Source organism: Burkholderia sp. Leaf177, assembly GCF_001424345.1.
GTDB lineage: Bacteria > Pseudomonadota > Gammaproteobacteria > Burkholderiales > Burkholderiaceae > Caballeronia.
The window spans coordinates 33,699-51,527 of sequence record NZ_LMPF01000024.1 but is presented as its reverse complement, the minus strand read 5'-3'; the positions used below and the strand labels follow the sequence as shown (position 1 = coordinate 51,527).

10 protein-coding genes and 1 other RNA gene are annotated in these 17,829 nt (G+C 60.7%); 1 reads left to right on the top strand and 10 read right to left on the bottom strand.

What is annotated here, in order from left to right; genetic code table 11:
• Window positions 1-210: 210 nt before the first annotated feature.
• The 10 genes from pbpC to trxA form a co-directional block, all read right to left on the bottom strand.
• Complete coding sequence (gene pbpC / locus ASG35_RS24660) at window positions 211-2,415, bottom strand: penicillin-binding protein 1C (protein ID WP_056363969.1); 2,205 nt, start codon at window positions 2,413-2,415, stop codon at window positions 211-213.
• A gap of 4 nt (window positions 2,416-2,419) precedes the next feature.
• Window positions 2,420-8,401, bottom strand: coding sequence for an Ig-like domain-containing alpha-2-macroglobulin family protein (locus ASG35_RS24655; RefSeq protein WP_056363967.1), 5,982 nt, complete (start codon window positions 8,399-8,401; stop codon window positions 2,420-2,422).
• A 142-nt stretch (window positions 8,402-8,543) separates the two neighbouring features.
• Entirely contained in the window at window positions 8,544-9,893 is a 1,350-nt protein-coding gene (locus tag ASG35_RS24650; protein ID WP_056363965.1) for an MATE family efflux transporter, read from the bottom strand.
• A 2-nt stretch (window positions 9,894-9,895) separates the two neighbouring features.
• Window positions 9,896-11,659, bottom strand: a complete 1,764-nt coding sequence (locus tag ASG35_RS24645; RefSeq protein ID WP_056363963.1) for an ArnT family glycosyltransferase — start codon at window positions 11,657-11,659, stop codon at window positions 9,896-9,898.
• A 255-nt stretch (window positions 11,660-11,914) separates the two neighbouring features.
• Entirely contained in the window at window positions 11,915-12,169 is a 255-nt protein-coding gene (locus ASG35_RS24640) for a type B 50S ribosomal protein L31 (protein WP_056363961.1), read from the bottom strand.
• Window positions 12,170-12,280: 111 nt separating this feature from the next.
• Window positions 12,281-13,144 carry a zinc-dependent peptidase gene (locus ASG35_RS24635; protein WP_056363959.1) on the bottom strand — a complete coding sequence of 288 codons (864 nt, stop codon included), beginning with the start codon at window positions 13,142-13,144 and terminating at the stop codon, window positions 12,281-12,283.
• 21 nt (window positions 13,145-13,165) lie between these two features.
• Window positions 13,166-14,713, bottom strand: coding sequence for an MFS transporter (locus ASG35_RS24630; RefSeq protein ID WP_056363957.1), 1,548 nt, complete (start codon window positions 14,711-14,713; stop codon window positions 13,166-13,168).
• On the bottom strand, window positions 14,713-15,192 hold the full coding sequence (locus ASG35_RS24625; RefSeq protein ID WP_056363954.1) for a MerR family transcriptional regulator: 480 nt from the start codon (window positions 15,190-15,192) through the stop codon (window positions 14,713-14,715). The genes ASG35_RS24630 and ASG35_RS24625 overlap by 1 nt, the downstream gene beginning before the upstream one ends.
• A gap of 158 nt (window positions 15,193-15,350) precedes the next feature.
• Window positions 15,351-16,616 (bottom strand): transcription termination factor Rho, encoded by a 1,266-nt coding sequence (gene rho / locus ASG35_RS24620; RefSeq protein WP_056363952.1) that lies wholly within the window; start codon window positions 16,614-16,616, stop codon window positions 15,351-15,353.
• A gap of 322 nt (window positions 16,617-16,938) precedes the next feature.
• Window positions 16,939-17,265: a thioredoxin TrxA gene (trxA, locus tag ASG35_RS24615; protein ID WP_031356443.1), complete on the bottom strand. Its 327-nt coding sequence runs from the start codon at window positions 17,263-17,265 to the stop codon at window positions 16,939-16,941.
• A gap of 370 nt (window positions 17,266-17,635) precedes the next feature.
• On the opposite strand from trxA, the gene ffs reads away from it, so the two are divergent.
• Window positions 17,636-17,734, top strand: an RNA gene (gene ffs, locus ASG35_RS31085) — signal recognition particle sRNA small type.
• Window positions 17,735-17,829 lie beyond the last annotated feature (95 nt).

The window sequence follows — 17,829 nt, the reverse complement described above, 5'->3', positions numbered from 1 at the left end:
TCCGTTCGAGCGGCATTAATTTTGACAACATCGGCGGATATTATTTTGCTGCCTGATCGCTTGTCACAGGACGTTTCGCTTGCCCTTTAGCGATTATCACCAGACGCCTGGCGGATGCGGACGGTCCTGCCGAGATTTAAAACTTTTTGAATGTCTTCGCTATTAAGCTGTCTTTTGTCTTAAGCCGAGCGTGATCAAAATTCGATCCAGTCAGCCCTTGGTCTTGATTTTTGCATAGGCGCCGCGCACTTCGAATTTCACCGAATCGACGACTGCGCCGTGTGTATCGATGAGTTCCAGCGTGTGATGGCCCGGCCAAGGCAACCATGCCATACGTTCCGCATGTTCCGCGTGTCCTGCGCGTCCCGCCGGCTTGCCGTCCAGGCGCCACGTACTGCCCGAAGGTGCGCCTGGTCCGCTTTCGAACCAGACGCGCTGGCGCGCTGCGGGAATATCAGGATCGAGCGCGAAGATCGTGCCATCGGTCGGCGTCACAATCCGGGCCGCGCCCTTGAGAACCGACCCATCGGCATTCGCCGATAACGCGATCCGCGACATTTCCGTGCCGCTCAAAAACCAGTCGTCGCGCGCTGGCTCAATGTCGTTCTGATACGTGATCTTCGTGCGCACCACGCCTTCGGGCGCGACGGGCGCGCGGCTCGGCGTCTGCCGGTGCAGGTAGTTCACGAGCGCCGCCCACACGGGCGCGGCGCCTGTCACGCCGGACACGTCCCACATGGGCGCGCCATCGGCGTTGCCGACCCAGACGCCCACCGTGTATCGCGACGTATAACCGACCGCCCAGTTGTCACGCATGTCCTTGCTCGTGCCGGTCTTGACCGCGCTGAAAAAGCGCGTAGCGAGCACGCTGTCGAAGCCGAACGTGCGCGTGCGGGCGTTGTTGTCCGCGAGGACATTTGTGACTATGAAGCTTGCCTGCGGGCTGAAAATGCGTTTCGGATTTGCGGCTGGCGGATGCGTTGCAATGTCGAACATTTGCCCCGCGACGCCGCCATTCGCGAGCGTGCGATATGCGTTCGTAAGCGATGCAAGCGTCACGTCGGCGCTACCGAGCGCCAGGCTGAAGCCGTAATAGTCGCCGGCTTGCGTGAGCGGCAAGCCGAGCGACACGAGCGTTTTCGCGAACCGGTGCGGCGTGACCATCACGAGCGTGCGCACCGCCGGCACGTTCAGCGACGACCCCAACGCCGTGCGCATGCTCACCCAGCCCTTGAAATCGTGATCGTAGTTTTGCGGGATATACAAACCGCCGCCCGTGGCGAGATCAAGCGGGGCGTCATCGAGAAGACTTGCGGGCGTGAGACGTTTTTCATCGATGGCCTGAGCGTATAAAAACGGCTTCAGCGTCGAGCCGGCCTGACGCAGCGCGACGACCGCATCGACTTCCGGCGCATTCGACAACCCGCCCGCCGAGCCGACCCACGCGAGGATCTCGCCGCTGCGGTTATCGATCACGATAGCCGCGCCGTCATGCACATTGCGTTGATGCGCGCGCGCGTTGAGTTCGAGCAAGGTACGCGCGAGCGAGTCACGGGCGAAGCGTTGCAGGCGTGTATCGAGCGTGGACTTGATGCGTGCGCCCGCTTCCGGATGAACCTCGTTCGCAATACGGCGCGCGAAATGCGGCGCGAGGGAATCGGCATTCGCAGAACGCTGATCAACCGATGCCGTGCGTGTCAGCGTCAACTGCACATAGCTGTCGAGATTCACGCATGGGTCCGCGGCCGATGTCTTCGCCCGGTTCATGTCGCGCAAGATTCCGCACGCGCGCGATGACGCCTTCGCGTAGTTCGCATTCGGCGCGCGCACGAGCGCGGCGGTCACGGCGGCTTCGCGCTCGTTCAAGCCGGACGGCGCCTTGCCGAACAAGGTTTGCGATAACGCCGATAACCCCACGATCTCGCCGCGAAACGGCACGAGGTTCAGATACGCCTCGAGAATCTGATCCTTGCGCCACGCGTGATCGAGCCACAATGCGCCGACCGTTTGCGTCGCTTTTTCGGTCACCGATCTTCGGCCCGGGCGTCGATCTTCATCGATCAAACCGGTCAGTTGCATGGTCACCGTCGACGCGCCGCGCGTACGCGTGTTCCACAAGTTCGCCCACGCCGCGGCCGCGGCTCCGCGCCAGTCCACGCCGCTGTGTTCGTAGAAGCGCTTGTCCTCCGAGACGACGATCGCTTCGCGCAACGCGGGCGAGACATCCTGCAGCGCAATCCAGTCGCCACGACGTTCGGTTGTATCGATACGCGTGCGTTGCAGCGGCTCGCCATCGCGGCCGAGCAAAACCCAGTCGGAACTCCGCCAGCCTGCGCGCACTTCGTCGAAGCTCGGCAGCGCCATGGCCGAGCTTGCAAACATGCATCCGAGAAGGGCGAGGGCGGCGCGTTTCATCGCTTTATTTTGTAGCAGCTGGTAGAGCGGCGAGTGGCGCGACAACCACGGTCGCGTTGGGAATCACGCCGAACACGGACGGCGCATACAGCGCTTCGACCCGCGTCGGTGGCAGCCCGAACGTGCCTGCGTTGTTCAACCGGACCGTGTATTCGACCTGAAGCTTTCCCTTCGGCAGATAGTCGTAATACGCACGATATCCATCGAAACCTCGTTCCACGAAAGCCGGCCATGCGCCTTGCGGACTCTTTTCACCTTCGGTCGCTGCTTCCGAATCGCGGCCGAGGCCCGAGCCGAGGATCGTTGCTCCTGCCGGAACGGGATCGTTCACGACGACCCACGTCATGTCGCTTTGTGCATCGATATCAAGATGAACGCGCACTATGTCGCCACGCGAAAGCGTGCCCTTCACGGCCGGGTTGATGGGCGTAACGGTCTTCGTGATCCGATATCCCGCGGCGAACGGCGCTTTCAACGCAACGGCCGCGAGACTTTCGATAGTCGCCCATGGCTTGCCGGTGCCATCTTGCGTAAGGTTCAGCGCGCCTGTGGTCCACGGCAAAGTGACGCTACGCGGATTTGCTGGAGAAGCCGGCGTGCTCCACGCAATCGCCTTCTCGACTCCGCCCAGCGCAATCTGCGTTTGCCCCGTCACTGGCGTGCTTTCGAACACACGCGAGAACCGCTCGACGGCCAGCTTGCCCCACAGGTTCGATGTCGTGGTTTGCCACGCGCCGTTCTTCTGCAACGCGAGCAATCCGCCGATCAACCTCGGCATATCATCTTTCCATGTCGGGTCATCGGCGAAAAGCAGCGCCATGCGCGCCGCGTTCGTCTCCGGCCCGGTCATGAGCCAATAGAGGTCGTCATCGGCCGCGGTCGAGAACACGAGGCGCGTGCCCGAGTACGTCATCCGGGCGCGCAGGATCTGGTTGATCTGCGCACGTTGCTCGTCGCGTTGCGCGATGCCGTTCACACGCGAAAGGATCGCGTAGTAGTCGAGCAGCGCGGACGTCGGCCACTGATTCGGCGCGATGGTGATCGAGCCGAGCATGCGCGGCTCGGCGAGACCATAACGCGACAACGCTTCGATCGCCGAGAGCTTCACGAAGTCCAGATCCTGACGTGGCGACCAGAACGTGCGCTGGATTTTCCCTTCGACGAAATTCGTCAACGCGCCCGCGAGCTTGTCGCGAAGGTCGTCGGGCAGCGCGTACCGGCGATCGGCTTTCGATGCTTCGTCGCTGACCGCAAGCAAATACGCGCTCAACGCCGGGCTGCCGTAAGGGCGCGAATCGTCCGATGGCGGGAAGTAGTTCGCAAGACCATCGCTGTCAAGGTACGACGGCATGCGCGCGATCACCGTCTGCCATTGCGTGAGGTCGTTCAATCCCAGCGAACGCGATGTCTGCTGCTCAAGGCAAGTGTACGGATAACGTTCGAACCAGCGGCGCACGCCCGGCATTCCATCGGCGAGTTTCGGCTGCAACGTCACCGCTATGCCGCCGCGAATCTGTCCATTCGCTGAAGCCACCGCTGTCTCCGGCGGCGCGACGGGCAGGCTGAACGTGCCATCGACTTGCGTCATGGTGGCTTGCTGGACCGTGACGGGAATGGCCGGCACGACGCGTTGCACGAGTTTGATGGCATCGGCCGCTTTGGGACCGCCTTGCTCGGCTGCGTTCACTTGCCAGTTCAACGCGCCCGTCGCCGCGAGCCCGATGGCGTCCGGCGTGTTGATCTCCCACGAGATTTCCTTCGATGAATCCGGCGCGAGTTCAACGGTTTGCGCCTTCAGATCGAGCGATGGAACGTTCGGCGTGACCACGACCTGCATGGTGCGCGCCGTCGTATTGCGCAGAGTGAAGAGCGCGCGGAACTGGTCGCCCACACGCACGAGCTGCGGCAAGCCCGATATCAGTTGCAGGTCCTGCGTACTGCGTATCGACGTGCTTCCCGTTCCGAATTGCCCCGCGCCGACAGCCGCGATCGCAACAATGCGGAAGCTCGTCAATGCGTCGTTCAAGGGTACGTCTACGGACGCTTCGCCGTTTGCATCGAGCGTCACGCGCGGGTTCCAGAGCAGGAGGGTATCGAAGAGTTCGCGCGTCGCGCTGTGTCCGCCGCCACCGCCCGCGGGCACCGCTTTGCGCCCGAAGTGACGCCGCCCGATGATCTCCATCTGCGCCGTCGATGTCTCCACGCCATAGGCACGCCGTTGCAGCATGGCGTCGAGCACATTCCAGCTTTGATTCGGCATGAGTTCGAGCAGGGCTTCATCGACGGCGGCAAGCGCGATCTGCGTGCCCGCCGGTGCCGGTTTGCCGCCCGGCAACGTCACGCGAACCTTCACGTGCGCCTTGCAACGCACCGCGTACGACTTCGCGTCGGTCGTCACGGTCACGCCGAGCCTGTGCACCGCCGTACCGACCTTGATCTCGCCCAATCCATACCGGAACGCGGGTTTCGACAAATCGACGAGCGGCGTAGGCGCTTCATATTGCCGCCCTTCGTACCAGAACGCATGCGCCCAATCGAGCGGCGCTTTCCAGCCCCACGTGAAGAACGAATACCACGGCACTTCGTGAATCCGGCCGCGAATGGCGAGCACGGACACATACACGTTCGGCCCCCACGTTTCCTGGACTTTCAGTTCGATGGTCGGATTCTTGCCATCCAGTTCCACCACCTTCGTTTCCACGATCCCCTCGCGTTCCACGGCAACCAGCGCGGTCGCGAAACGGAACGGCATGCGCACCTGGAAGCGCGCGGTCTCGCCAGGTTCGTAGCTCGTTTTCTCGGGCAAGACATCGATACGGTCCGTGTTTTCGCCGCCGAACCAAAGCTGGTCTTCGCGCGTGACCCAGACCGATGTCGTCGCGTTCGCAACGCGTCCTTCGCCGTCTTTCGCGATCGCAATCAGGTCGACGTTGCCGGCTTCCTTGAGTTTTGCATCGCAGGAAAGCAGGCCGTGGTCGTCGCTCTTGCCGCTGCAGAGCGTGCCGAGGTCGCGGGTTTCGGTGTGGTTGTCGTAGGCGTAGAAACCGCCGACCATGCGCTTGCGTGAACTCGTCATGGTGCGCGCGACGCCGCGAATCTCCAGCGCGACGCCGGCGCGCGGCTTGCCCTGCAAATCGACGGCGAGCGCTTGAACCGGCACCGCGTTCCCAACCGATACCCAGTCGCCCGCCTTGATGCCAGCGGCGACCTCGGCGGGCCAAAGCATGGCGTCGCCGCGCAGCGTCTGGATCTCGCCGTTCGGGTCCGCGAAGGTCGCTTCCAGCGCGAGGCGTTTCGGCGCTTCGACTGCTGGCAGCGATTTCAGCGTCAACGTGCCCGTGCCGTTGCGATCGAGCGTGAGCGCGGTTTTATCGGCGACGAGTTTTGCCGTCGATGTATCTTCCTGCGCGGCGGAATTGTCGTCGTCGGCTTGCGTGGAGGGCGCGCTCGAACCGTCGTCGGCAGGCTTTTTGTACGGCGCGAAGCTGAACGATTCGAATTGCGATGCAAACGCCGGCGATGCGTCTTTCAGCAACGCCGACACTTGCACGGGAAGATTCGATGCCGGTCCGCCCGATACATATTCAATCTGGACCGCGAGCGGCGCTTCTTTTGCCGCGACGAGCGCGCCGGTTTTCTGGTCGCGTATGCCGATGGATCCCTTGAACACCGGAAGCCGGAACTCCTCGACGCGGAAGCTGCCTGTATCGATGCTCATCCGGCCGGAACCCGAATTGTCGTCATCGTCGCTGTCCGCATCGACCTTGCCGTCGTCCAGCGTCACGCTGTATTCCCCGAGCTTCGCCGCGGCGGGAATCGGGAACGTGGAATCCGCGCTGTGATCGGCGGCCCATTTGAGCGGCAGGCGATACGTCTGGCCGCTGCCCAGATGCCGGATCGTCACGCGCGAGGGCATATGCGCCGGGAACGCGAAACCGCTGAGCGTTTCCTCGCGCATCAAGTGTTTCATCGACACCGTTTCGCCCGCGCGCAAGAGCGTCCGGTCGAACACGGTCGTGGCGCGCGTGGTCTGGTCGCGGCTCATGTCGGTCGGGACGTTGAAACGCCAGCTTTCGATACCGCGATTCCAGTCCGAGCGCACGAACGCCATGTCGGGACCGGTCTTCGGATCGTCCACACGTGCCGATACAAAAAATCCCGACCAGTCGAAGCCGTCCGAACCGCATTCGTTCGCGGCTGCAAGCGGTTTATCGATCTTCGCAATGCCTTTCGCGTCCGTCTTCGCAACGGCCAGTTCATCGCCATTGCAATCGGTGACGCGCACTTGTGCGTTGGGCACGGGTTTGCCGCTGTCGAGCGCGGTCACCCAGACGATGCTGTTTTCGCGCCCCTGCTTGAAATGCACGCCGAGATTCGTGACCAACACGGAAGTGCGCACGTACATGGCTTGGGGCTTGCCGAGCAACGACGCACCGAGCGCCGGCGACGCCAGTTCGACCACGTAGAAGCCCGGTTTCGTGAGCGGAATGCCGACAACCTCAAAAGGCCGCAAGGATTTCGGATCGGCCTGCGGCACGCTCAATGTCTCGACGCCCGGCTGCTTTGCGAGCAACGACAACGATCGGATATCGATCTCGGGATTTTTTGGCGTGCTTCCGAATGCGTAGACAGGCTTGATGCCGTTGTGAAGGAGTTCCGGCATCGTCTTCTGGATCTGCGAGACGGACATGGAAAAGCCGTCGAACTGATCGACGGTCTTCATCCATCGGCGGATATCCGTATCCGCGTCCACGCGCAATTTCGTCACGCTCGACGCGCCCGCGTTCAACCCGCTGACCTTCAGGTCGGCCTCGACGTGGCGCAGCGTGACCGGCAACATCGCGGGCATGTTCGGCTCGGCGAAGCGCTCGATGATCCCGAACGTCGACGATGAAAACTTGGCGAGCGGCGGCATTGGCGCGGTCGCGGTTTTCAGCGGGAACAGATCGGCGTTGGACAACGCGCGGCCGCTGGCGTCCTTCAATCCGCCAGGCAATTCGATCGTTAAATCCGCGTGTTCCGGCAACGGCGCGGCGAACTCGACGGTGCTGATCTCGCTGTCCTTTTCGTCGGGATCGAATTTCGGCGATGTTTTGCCGCCCGGGCCGTGCAGCGCGATCTTCGCGGCGTCGGTGCGAAGGACGGGCGAGCTGAAGCGAATCCGTAACGGCCGCAGCGGCGTGCAAGGCGCTTTTGCGTTTTCACGTTCGCACGAAAAACTCGCGGTAAAGGGTTCGCGGACATCGAAGTCGAAACGCTTTTCAACGTCGTTCGCGATACCGCTCGGGCCGGTCACGCCACGGCCATAGACGAGCTGCATCTTCGTGGCCGATGGCAACGTCTGCTGGCACGCGAGCGTGAGAATGCGGGCGCTGTCTTTTTCGAGGTGGAAGCGTTTGAGAAGTGCCGTGCGCGAAGTGGCGTCGACGGTTTTGACCGGAATGCGGTTGCCCAATCCGTTCGATTCGCACCAGATGTTTTGCAGCGCGGACGCTTCGGTTGCGGGGCCGTTGAGCTTCAATACGAAAAACTGATTCTCTTCGATCTCGCCATAATCGGGCATCACGCTCAATACAAACGGGCCGCCTGTTTCGAAACGATATTCACGCGGACCGCTCAACGCGTTTCCGGCGCTGGATTTGAGGCCGTCATTGAGCGCCACCGAGCAACGCATGCCGGGCGTCAGATCCTGATTGAAATCGTAGGCCCAGGTTTTATCGTCGATCCAGTGTGCCGAGCCTGCCGCCGCGCCGCCGCTGCAATGCACTTGAGCCGGCGCTTTCGCGGCAGGATCGCCGAACGCGATCATCGCTTCATCGAACTTGACGACGACTTGCCGGACTTGCGTGACCTTGCCCTGCGGCGACACGCTGACGGTGCGGGCGGCATCGGCGCGATGCGTGGCGCCCAGAAATCCGATTGCCAGCAACAAGACGGCAGCGGCCGATGCCAGCGTCCAGGTTTGTTTTTTTATGACGCCGATCATCGAATGCGCTCCGTGATGTCCAAAACCGCTGGCGATTTTACCGGAGCGTTACGTCAACCTAACTGATTGTTTCCATCGCGCGACACGGTTTTGACGATTGTTTGCATCGGATGCGCGTTGTTGCGATGGTCGCGAGTCGATGCTATGCCGCGATATGGCGGCGGCTCACGCGGCGCCAATATAGAAACAGCCCGATGCCCGCAACGCCCAGGCTCAGCGAATTCGCGACCCAGAAACCGCGTGCGCCTTGCAGCCATTGCGGCGCGAATCCGCCGACATCGAAGCCGAGCGCATAACCGCCGCCGAGCCCGATTCCCCACAGCGCGACGGCGTAGATAACGGTTGGCACGACCGCGACCTTGTAGGCGCGCAGCACGAAGGCCGTGGTGATCTGAAGGGCATCGAAGAGGTGATAGAACACCACGATTGCCAGTAGCGGCATGGCCGCGGCAATGACCTGCGCGTCCGGCGTATAAGCCATCAGCACGTAGGGCCGCAGCGCGAACAACACCACGCCGTACACGCACGCGATCCCGCACGAAAGCGCGATGCCGTGGCGCGCGAGGGAACGGGCGGCATCGAAACGTTGCGCGCCGATTGCCTGCGAAACGAGCGTGGCCGACGCCACGCCAATGGACAGCGGCGTCATGTAAAGCACCGCGCCGATGTTCCCCGTGATCTGATGTCCGGCGAGCGTGGTCGTACCGAAATGCGAGATGAACAGCGCCATGAACGTGTACGACGTCACTTCGATGAGATAAGAAAGACCCATCGGAATGCCGAGCTTGAGCAGCGCTTTTTGACGTTGCCACACGGGCCAGCAAAAGCGCGCGAAGATGCCGAACTGCCGGAAGAACTCGACGCGCACGAGCACCGTCATTCCAACGATCGCAATCAGCCAGTTGATCAGCGTGCTGGCGATCGCGCAGCCCGGACCGCCAAGCGCCGGCAAGCCGAAGCCGCCGAAAATGAACCACAAGTTGAGCGGCACCTTCACCACGAGTGCGCCGACCTGCAGGAACATCACGAGACGCGGCTTGCCGACCGCATTGGTCAGCGAGCTATAGACGCGAAACGCGAGACTCGCGGGCAAACCCAGCGAAAGAATCCGCAAATAGGAGAGGGTCCGTTCGTGCAGGGCGGGCGGGGCATCGGCGATGCTCAAAAGCGGTTGCGGGAAGTACAGGCAAACGAAGCCAATCACCGACAACACCGCCGCCAGCCACAACGCCTGCCGCACTTCCTCGCCGATCTCGGCCTCCTGACGCGCGCCGAACAGTTGCCCGGCGATCGGCTGCAAGGCGGTGAGAATGCCGGTCAGGCCAATGTAGACCGAGATGTATATCGATGAACCCAGGCCGAGCGCGGCGAGATCGATGGCGGAGAAGCGGCCGACCATGGCGGTATCGATCACGCCGAACGCAATGATCGCCAGTTGCCCGATCAGCACCGGCCACGCCAAAGCCGCGATCTTCCGGACGTCTGGCCACATGGTCAGTTCGTGCCCCGGCGCAGCGATTTCGGACCTGGCCGTCTGACCGGCGGAACTGGCCGTTCGATACGAACGTAGAGCCGGAAGCGCTCGTCGCGGTCGGCGACGCGCCGGCCTTCCCACACGAGCTTCCAGACGAACGTCGAGATGGACGACGGCTCGCCGTAATCCTGCGTGTCCTGGCGCAAGATGACGTCGCAGTCTTCATCGAAGGCGAAATGCATGCCGCCGAAATAGGCGAACGTCGCAATCTGCGCATCGCCCAGACGCACTGGTGAAATGCAGGTGTAATCGGCCGGAAGGTGATCGGCGATCTGTTCCGCCACATCACGATATGTCCGGCTGTAATTCACGACCGGCAGCCACAGCGTCATCAACAGTACCCACATCAACGTCGTGCCCGCGCTCGAGAGCACCACGCTGCGCCACAAGACTTTCGGATGCCGCGCGAGCCGCCACCGTGCGAGCGAGAACCAGCAGACCGTCACGGCGACTGCGCACACGAACGACAGGATCTTGAACTCAGGCTGGAAACCCGGTGCGAGGCGCGCGAGATTGCGTGCGAGCGGCGCGGGGAATCCGTACAGACCCGCTGTCCAGACCAGCCACACGAAGGTGGCAAGCAGGGTAAAACTCAGCATGGCGAACCAGTCGATGGCGTTGATCGCGCCGCGCTTGAGCGTAGGCAGCGCGAACGTGGCAAGCACCGAAAGCGGCGGCAGCAGCAACATGAAAAGCCGGTTCGACTGGTGGCTCTGAAGGATCACCAGCACCAGCAACGGACCGATCACCGATACCGGCACCGCCACGTGCGGCGAACGCCGCAGTCCCGACCAGCTGACAAAGGTCCAGATAGCGAGCGGCCACGCGGGCCAGGTAAAAAGCGGGAGGTTCTTGATTGCGTAAGACAACGCCTGAATCGGCGAACCTGAGAAAGAGTCGAAACTATGACGCCACCATTGACGCAGCCACCACTCGCCGTCATCGGGGTAGATGTGGAGCACGGGCCAGACCCACGCGCCAATCACGATCACCGCGACCGGCACGCCGAGCACGAGCAGATAAAACGGTCTCACTTCCCGCACGATCACGGTCATGGCCAGCGTGCAGATCAGCAGGGCCAGCACCAGCACCGGACTACTCGACAAGCCGACAAGGCCAATCGCCGCACCCCAGATCAGCGCGCCCTGGATGGGTTTGTCGCAGCTGCGAACAAGCCCGTACACCAGCATGGCCGTGCCGGCGAACTGTGCAAGCTGGGGCGTGGTTTCGTGGCCGCGCTCGGCGAGACCAAAGCAGGCGAGCAGGATCAGCAGCGCGCCATCGGCGAGGGTGCGGCCGTAGTCGCGCGGTTCCGGTTCGCCGCCGAACGCGTACTTGAACGGCTGCGCCTCGTCGCGGCGGCCGAGCAGATACGCCGTGTACCAGACAAACGCACACGCTATACAAAAAAGCAGGCCGGTGACGACGCGCGACGCGTTGCTGGCATCGACCCAAGGGCTCAAAAGGCGAATCGAGCCCGCCCCGAGCCAGTACATGAACGGGCCGTCCGAGGTCAGCGCCTTGCCAACCAGATTCGGCAGCAGCCAATCCTTCATGCCGCCGTTGGCCATCGTCCACATCACGCCGAAACCCGCCGCGTCTTCGTTTTTCCACGGATCGCGGCCAAACAGACCAAACGACGCATACACGATACAAATGGCCAGCAGCAGCCAGCGCGGCAGGGCGCTGGTTGCGGAGGCGGTCAGGCGGATGACATTTCGCATGCGGTGGCGACAGGAAACAGAACTGATTGGGTAAGGCGGTGGCGCCGGTTCGTGGCTGGCAAGCCAGGGCGCACACGGTTTTTGTGACGGTTTTTCGTCACTTTCTAATTAGTGCAATTTTTAACGAATCCGGCATTGTAGACGGGAGCCGTCCCGCACGTCATTGCGGTGCGTGCAAGCGGAACATGAGGAAGAAAAACGGCGAAAAAAAAGGCAGCTTCCGCTGCCTTTCTTCGGTGCTGCCATTCAAGTGAATTACTTCTTCGACGAGAACGCTGCGAACTTCTTGTTGAACTTCTCGACACGGCCGGCCGTGTCCATGATCTTTTGCTGACCGGTGTAGAACGGATGCGATTCCGACGACACTTCGATCTTTGCCAGCGGGTACTGCTTGCCTTCGAACTCGCCGGTTTCGCGCGTGTTGATGGTCGAACGCGTAATGAATTTGAAATCATTCGACATGTCGACGAACAGCACTTCGCGGTAATTCGGGTGAATGCCTTCTTTCATGGTCTTTCCTTTGGTATCTGTTGGTAGCCAGCCCGCTCAACGTGCGTTCAGGAGTTTTCCCGAGCGCGAGCCACTTGCCTGAGGTCGAAAACCGTGGATTATGCCAGAAAATCAGTTGTTTGGCATGTTTTTGGGGTTGTCGTCGGTAGCTTCTGAAACCGCACCGACGCCCGCCGGGTCTTGCCGGTAATAGCGTGCGAGCAGTCTGTACAAATCGGGGTAGGCCCGCTCGAACGCCGCCGGTTTGACGAACAGCGCTTCGCTGCATACCGCGAAAAACTCTGACGGATGGTCGGCCGCGTAAGGATCGACCAGGGATTCGCGCTCGAAACGGTTCCATCGGCGATCGGAAACGGCGTCGACCTGGGCGCAAAAATGATCGTACGCGTGATCGAAAACATCGTTCCAGGCAGCGGAATCCAGAGGCGCGTGCCATTTCCTGTATAGCGGCGGATGTCCGTCCGCCTCGCCGTTGAGCATGTCGATCTTGTGCGCAAACTCGTGGATGACGACGTTGTACGCGTCCTGGCCGTCGGTCATCTGCGCGTCTTCCCACGACAACACCACCGGCCCGCCTTCCCACGCTTCGCCGCTGGCATCGTGTTCGACCTCGTGGACCACGCCGTCCTCGTCCTCGACTGTCTTCTTGATCACGAACTCGCCCGGATACACGATCACGCCGACCCATCCGCGATACAACTCCAGGCTCAGATTCAACACTGGCAAGCACGCCTGCACGGCGATCGAGACGATCATCGCGTCGGTCAGGGGCAGATCGTGCGCCGTCGAAAACGCCTTCTCCGCGATGAACAGCGTCGTATTTTCACGCAAACGTGCGAGGTCGCCGGCATCGAGATGACCAAAAAACGGCAGCCCGTCGAGCGTGGCTTGCCAGAGCGTGTCATCGATCGCGTACTTGCGCAGCGCGCGCTCGCGACGATTCCCGCCGATCAGCCGTGTCAGAAAATTGGCCATGGAGTCCGTTTCGTTCTCTAGTCAGTCGATCTGCTTTTGCCACGCCGCGAACAAACCGCCGCAAATCGCGACGCCCATCAGGAAATAAAAGCCATCGAGCGATGCCAGGAAACTCGCCTGTTGCGTGACCATTCGCGAGATCGTCACGATGGCAAGCGCGTGCGCCTCGCCGGCCGTATGGCCAGCCGCGGCGAATCCGTGCGCCAACGTAGCCGCAGCGCTCTGGAACTCCGGATTGTACGGATTTACCGCTTCGGCAAGCCGCGATTGATGCAATGCCTGCCTGTGCTGTTCCACGATGATCACCGCCGCCGTCGCGAACGAAAGCGTCAATTGCCGCACGATATTTTTCAACCGATAGCCATGCGTGAATTCTTCGATCGCGAAGATCTTGAATGTCAGGTTCGCGACCGGCAACACAATAAAAAGTAGCAACAGGCCGCGCAGCAGCATCGGCAAGATAAGGTCGATTTGCGCGACGCCAGGCGACATGCGCGTCATCATCCAGCCGACGAGCGCCGCAATCAAAAACCCCGGCACGATAATCCACTTTTTGCGCGTGACGTACTTCGTATATTTGAAGTAAAGAAAAAGCGCGGAACCCGATATCAGCGACGTGATTCCGACAAGCCGCCCGGCATTCTCGACCGGATAACCGAGTCCTTGTTCGAGAAAACGCGAGATCAAATAGCTGAATCCGGTCGATTCGAAGTAATAGAGCAGGTACAGCGCAAGTCCGACCTGGAACGAGCGCTCCCGCAACGCGTGCAGGCGAACGAGCGGAGCGGGATGATGCCACTGATGCCACGCAAACCAGACCAGCGCGCCGATACCCGCCGCCGTCAGCATCACTAACGTGGGAGACGTGGTGAAGTGTTCGAACCGCACTTGCTGCATCACGATCTGCAGCGCGCCTTGCGCGAACGCGAATAACAGGTACGGCCAGAACGTCGTGGCGCCGCGTTCATCGCGATGAACATTGCCCGAATCGGGCAGCGCCAGCATTGCGAGTCCCGCGAACGCGAATCCCACTGGCGCCGTGCACGCGAACAGCGCGCGCCAGTCGAAATGCGAGACCAGCCAGCCGCCGAGCAATGGCGCGACCGCGCTGCTCCCTACGATCAGTATCAGGAACGCGCGCGTTGCGCCCGCGCGCTTTTGCGGCGTAAAGCTGATCTGGATCAGAATGCGGCAGGCGCCCATCATCGGGCCGATGAAATAACCCTGAAGACCGCGCGTGAACATGAGTTCCAGCGAGGTTTCGGTGAGCGCCGAGAGAATTGCGCCGCACGCGTAGAAGAACATGCAGCCGGCTACATATCGCCGATGGCCCAGCCGGTCGACCCACCATTGCTGCTGCAAGATTCCGAGCACGGCGGCGACTGCGTAAGCGCTCGATGACCACACGAGTTCATCCGGCGATGCATTGATGCCGCCCGAAATGTAGCTCGCGAAAAACGAGAAGATGGCGTTATCGAAATAATCGAGGCCCGTCACCAGCGCGAGCACCCACGGGAAAAAGTCGCCTCGCAGCCGCTCGACCGCGAACCCCGGCGCCCGCGCGCTCACTACTTTTTACTCCCCGGTTTCGCTCGTGTTCTAGATTGTCGTTCGAGGAGAGCGTCGGCGGGTTGGCCGGCAAGGCGCGCTTCGACATAATCCAGATCGAGCCTGAGTTCAGCACGCACGGTTTGCGCTTCTTTCAGCTCGCGACGCACGTTTTCGATGCGGGAATCGATGGCATCGAGCTGTTGTTGCAAACCGTTCCTGATCTCGGCCAATGAATCCGGCGAATAACGGTTCTGACCGGCTTCGGTCTTTTCGAGCGGGCGCTTGAGCATTTCCACGATCCGGTGCAACGAAAACCCGAGCGACCTCAGCCGGAGAATGCGTCCGAAGCGTTCCAGATCGGCCGCGTCGTACAGCCGATATCGGCCCTCGCTTCGACTCGGCACGACCAGCCCGCGCTCTTCGTAGTATTTGAGCGTGCGCGGCGTGACGCCGAGGCGTTCGGCGGCATCGCGGACGGTTAGGAGTTCATCGGACATTGGATATCGATTTCAGCGCGTGGTTTTATCCGGGAATTATAGATCAACCTGAACGTGAACGTGCACGTTACCAATCGTGCTCTTGATATCGATACACGAAAAAAAGCCGCCCGCAAATTGCGGGCGGCTTTAATGTTTCGTATTCGACGCGCTAGGACTTAACTACCGCCGCGGCGCATCAGATCGAAGAACTCAGCGTTGTTCTTGGTCTGGCGAATCTTGTCGAGCAGGAATTCCATCGATTCGACTTCGTCCATGTCGTGAATGAACTTGCGCAGCACCCAGACCTTTTGCAGCAGATCCGGCTTGATGAGCAGTTCTTCGCGACGCGTGCCCGACTTGTTCAAATTGATCGACGGATACACGCGCTTTTCGGCAAGGCGGCGTTCCAGATGCACTTCCATGTTGCCGGTGCCCTTGAACTCTTCGTAAATCACGTCGTCCATGCGGCTACCGGTTTCAATCAGCGCCGTACCGATGATAGTGAGCGATCCACCTTCCTCGATGTTCCGCGCCGCGCCGAAGAAGCGCTTCGGACGTTGCAGCGCATTCGCGTCCACACCGCCGGTCAGCACTTTGCCCGAAGCGGGCACGACCGTATTGTAGGCACGCGCGAGACGCGTAATGGAGTCGAGCAGAATCACTACGTCGTGCTTCATTTCGACCAAGCGCTTTGCTTTTTCGATCACCATTTCCGCGACTTGCACGTGGCGCGCGGCGGGTTCGTCGAAGGTGGAGGCGATCACTTCGCCGACCACTGAACGCTGCATTTCCGTCACTTCTTCCGGGCGTTCGTCGATCAGCAGCACGAACAGCACGATATCCGGATGATTCGATTTGATGGCGTGCGCGATGTGCTGCAGCATCACGGTCTTACCGGATTTCGGCGATGCCACCAGCAAGCCGCGCTGACCTTTACCAATAGGCGAGATCATGTCGATGATCCGGCCCGTCACGTTCTCTTCCCCGCGCATTTCGCGCTCGAGCGGCAGCGGTTTGTTCGGATGGAGTGGCGTCAGGTTCTCGAACATGATCTTGTGCTTCGAGGCTTCCGGCGCCTGGCCGTTGACCTTGTCCACTTTGACCAGTGCAAAGTAACGTTCGCCGTCTTTCGGCGTACGCACTTCACCTTCGATGGTGTCGCCGGTATGCAGATTAAAGCGGCGAATCTGCGACGGGCTGATGTAGATATCGTCCGTGCTGGCGAGATATGAAGTCTCGGGGGAGCGGAGGAAGCCGAAGCCGTCCGGTAAAACTTCGAGCGTGCCGTCCCCGAAAATCGTGTCGCCGGTTTTGGCGCGCTTTTTAAGAATCGCAAACATCAATTCCTGCTTGCGCAGGCGATTGGCGTTTTCGATCTCCAGGCCGTTGGCCATTTCGATCAATGCGGAGACGTGCTGAGACTTGAGCTCGGATAAATGCATACGGATTTCCCGCCAGGGAGAAGAGGTGCAACAGAGAATTTGGGAGGAGAAGTGAGCTGAACGCTCAAGGACCGAAACCGTCTTGGTCTTGCAGTCTTAGGATTCTAGCATAGCACATGCCGACGGAGCCTCGAAAAGGCTTGGTGGCAGGGGACTTCGCTCATGTTGTGGTCGCACAACATTATGCGGGAATCTCACAGGTGCAGAGAACTGCTTTTATTTGTAAGGCCTGGCGCGAGCGCCAAGCGATGCATCTGTACAAACTTGCCGCTTGGTCCAGCCGACGCAAAAGCTATCTCGCGTCGGCCCACCGTATTCAATATCAGAGATTGCTGTCGAGAAACGCGGTCAGCTGCGACTTCGACAAAGCGCCGACCTTCTGCGCGGCAACTGCACCATTCTTGAACAGGATCAATGTAGGAATGCCGCGCACGCCGAACTTCACGGGCGTGGATTGGTGTTCGTCCACATTGATCTTCGCGATCTGCAGGCGGTCGCCGTAATCCTTGGCAACTTCGTCGAGGATGGGCGCAATCATCTTGCAGGGACCGCACCATTCAGCCCAGAAATCGAGCAGAACGGGTTTATCCGACTTCGTGACGTCCTGGTCAAAGGATGCGTCGCTAATATGTTTGATCGATTCGCTCATTATGTAGATACCTCTATGGATTCGAGGCCCGCGTTTGAATGCTCGCCACGATACACCAAAACAAGGAAATTGTTTGCCCGCGCTGCGGGGTGTAGAACCGCTCGCTTGGATGGGCGCGGAGCCGTTGCCGGATCTGCCGCTTTCGCCCGCCACACGGTGTTTAACCGGTGCTTCAGTTTGTCATCTTAGCCTACTTTGCTATCTGCTGCCGGGTACCGATAGGATGTACCCGGACACGTATTTTTCAAGGTCTTTGGAGCAGATTTTCCACGAGGATACTGGGGCGATTACCCAGATAGCAGTAGCGTGAGTGCGAGGCTGCGCGAAAGCGGAGTACGCAATGCGGACCATGTCTGATATGATTCTTCGTGACGGGCCTCCTCGCATGGTGGCGCGGTCAACCTGGTCAGGTCGGGAACGAAGCAGCCACAGCCGTTTTCTACCAGTGCCGAGGGTCGGGCTCGTCACCTTCGCTTTAACCCTTCTGTTTATCTCCTTCGCTTTACTTCTGCCCGTTTTCCGCCGTTTTTAACTCCCGCTTTGGTTCGAATGCGCTGCGGCCAG

Excerpts from the sequence above, each read along its gene's own strand:
- pbpC (WP_056363969.1), bottom strand. The coding sequence starts at position 2,415 with ATGAAACGCGCCGCCCTCGCCCTTCTCGGATGCATGTTTGCAAGCTCG.
- ASG35_RS24655 (WP_056363967.1), bottom strand. The coding sequence starts at position 8,401 with ATGATCGGCGTCATAAAAAAACAAACCTGGACGCTGGCATCGGCCGCT.
- ASG35_RS24650 (WP_056363965.1), bottom strand. The coding sequence starts at position 9,893 with ATGTGGCCAGACGTCCGGAAGATCGCGGCTTTGGCGTGGCCGGTGCTG.
- ASG35_RS24645 (WP_056363963.1), bottom strand. The coding sequence starts at position 11,659 with ATGCGAAATGTCATCCGCCTGACCGCCTCCGCAACCAGCGCCCTGCCG.
- ASG35_RS24640 (WP_056363961.1), bottom strand. The coding sequence starts at position 12,169 with ATGAAAGAAGGCATTCACCCGAATTACCGCGAAGTGCTGTTCGTCGAC.
- ASG35_RS24635 (WP_056363959.1), bottom strand. The coding sequence starts at position 13,144 with ATGGCCAATTTTCTGACACGGCTGATCGGCGGGAATCGTCGCGAGCGC.
- ASG35_RS24625 (WP_056363954.1), bottom strand. The coding sequence starts at position 15,192 with ATGTCCGATGAACTCCTAACCGTCCGCGATGCCGCCGAACGCCTCGGC.
- rho (WP_056363952.1), bottom strand. The coding sequence starts at position 16,616 with ATGCATTTATCCGAGCTCAAGTCTCAGCACGTCTCCGCATTGATCGAA.
- trxA (WP_031356443.1), bottom strand. The coding sequence starts at position 17,265 with ATGAGCGAATCGATCAAACATATTAGCGACGCATCCTTTGACCAGGAC.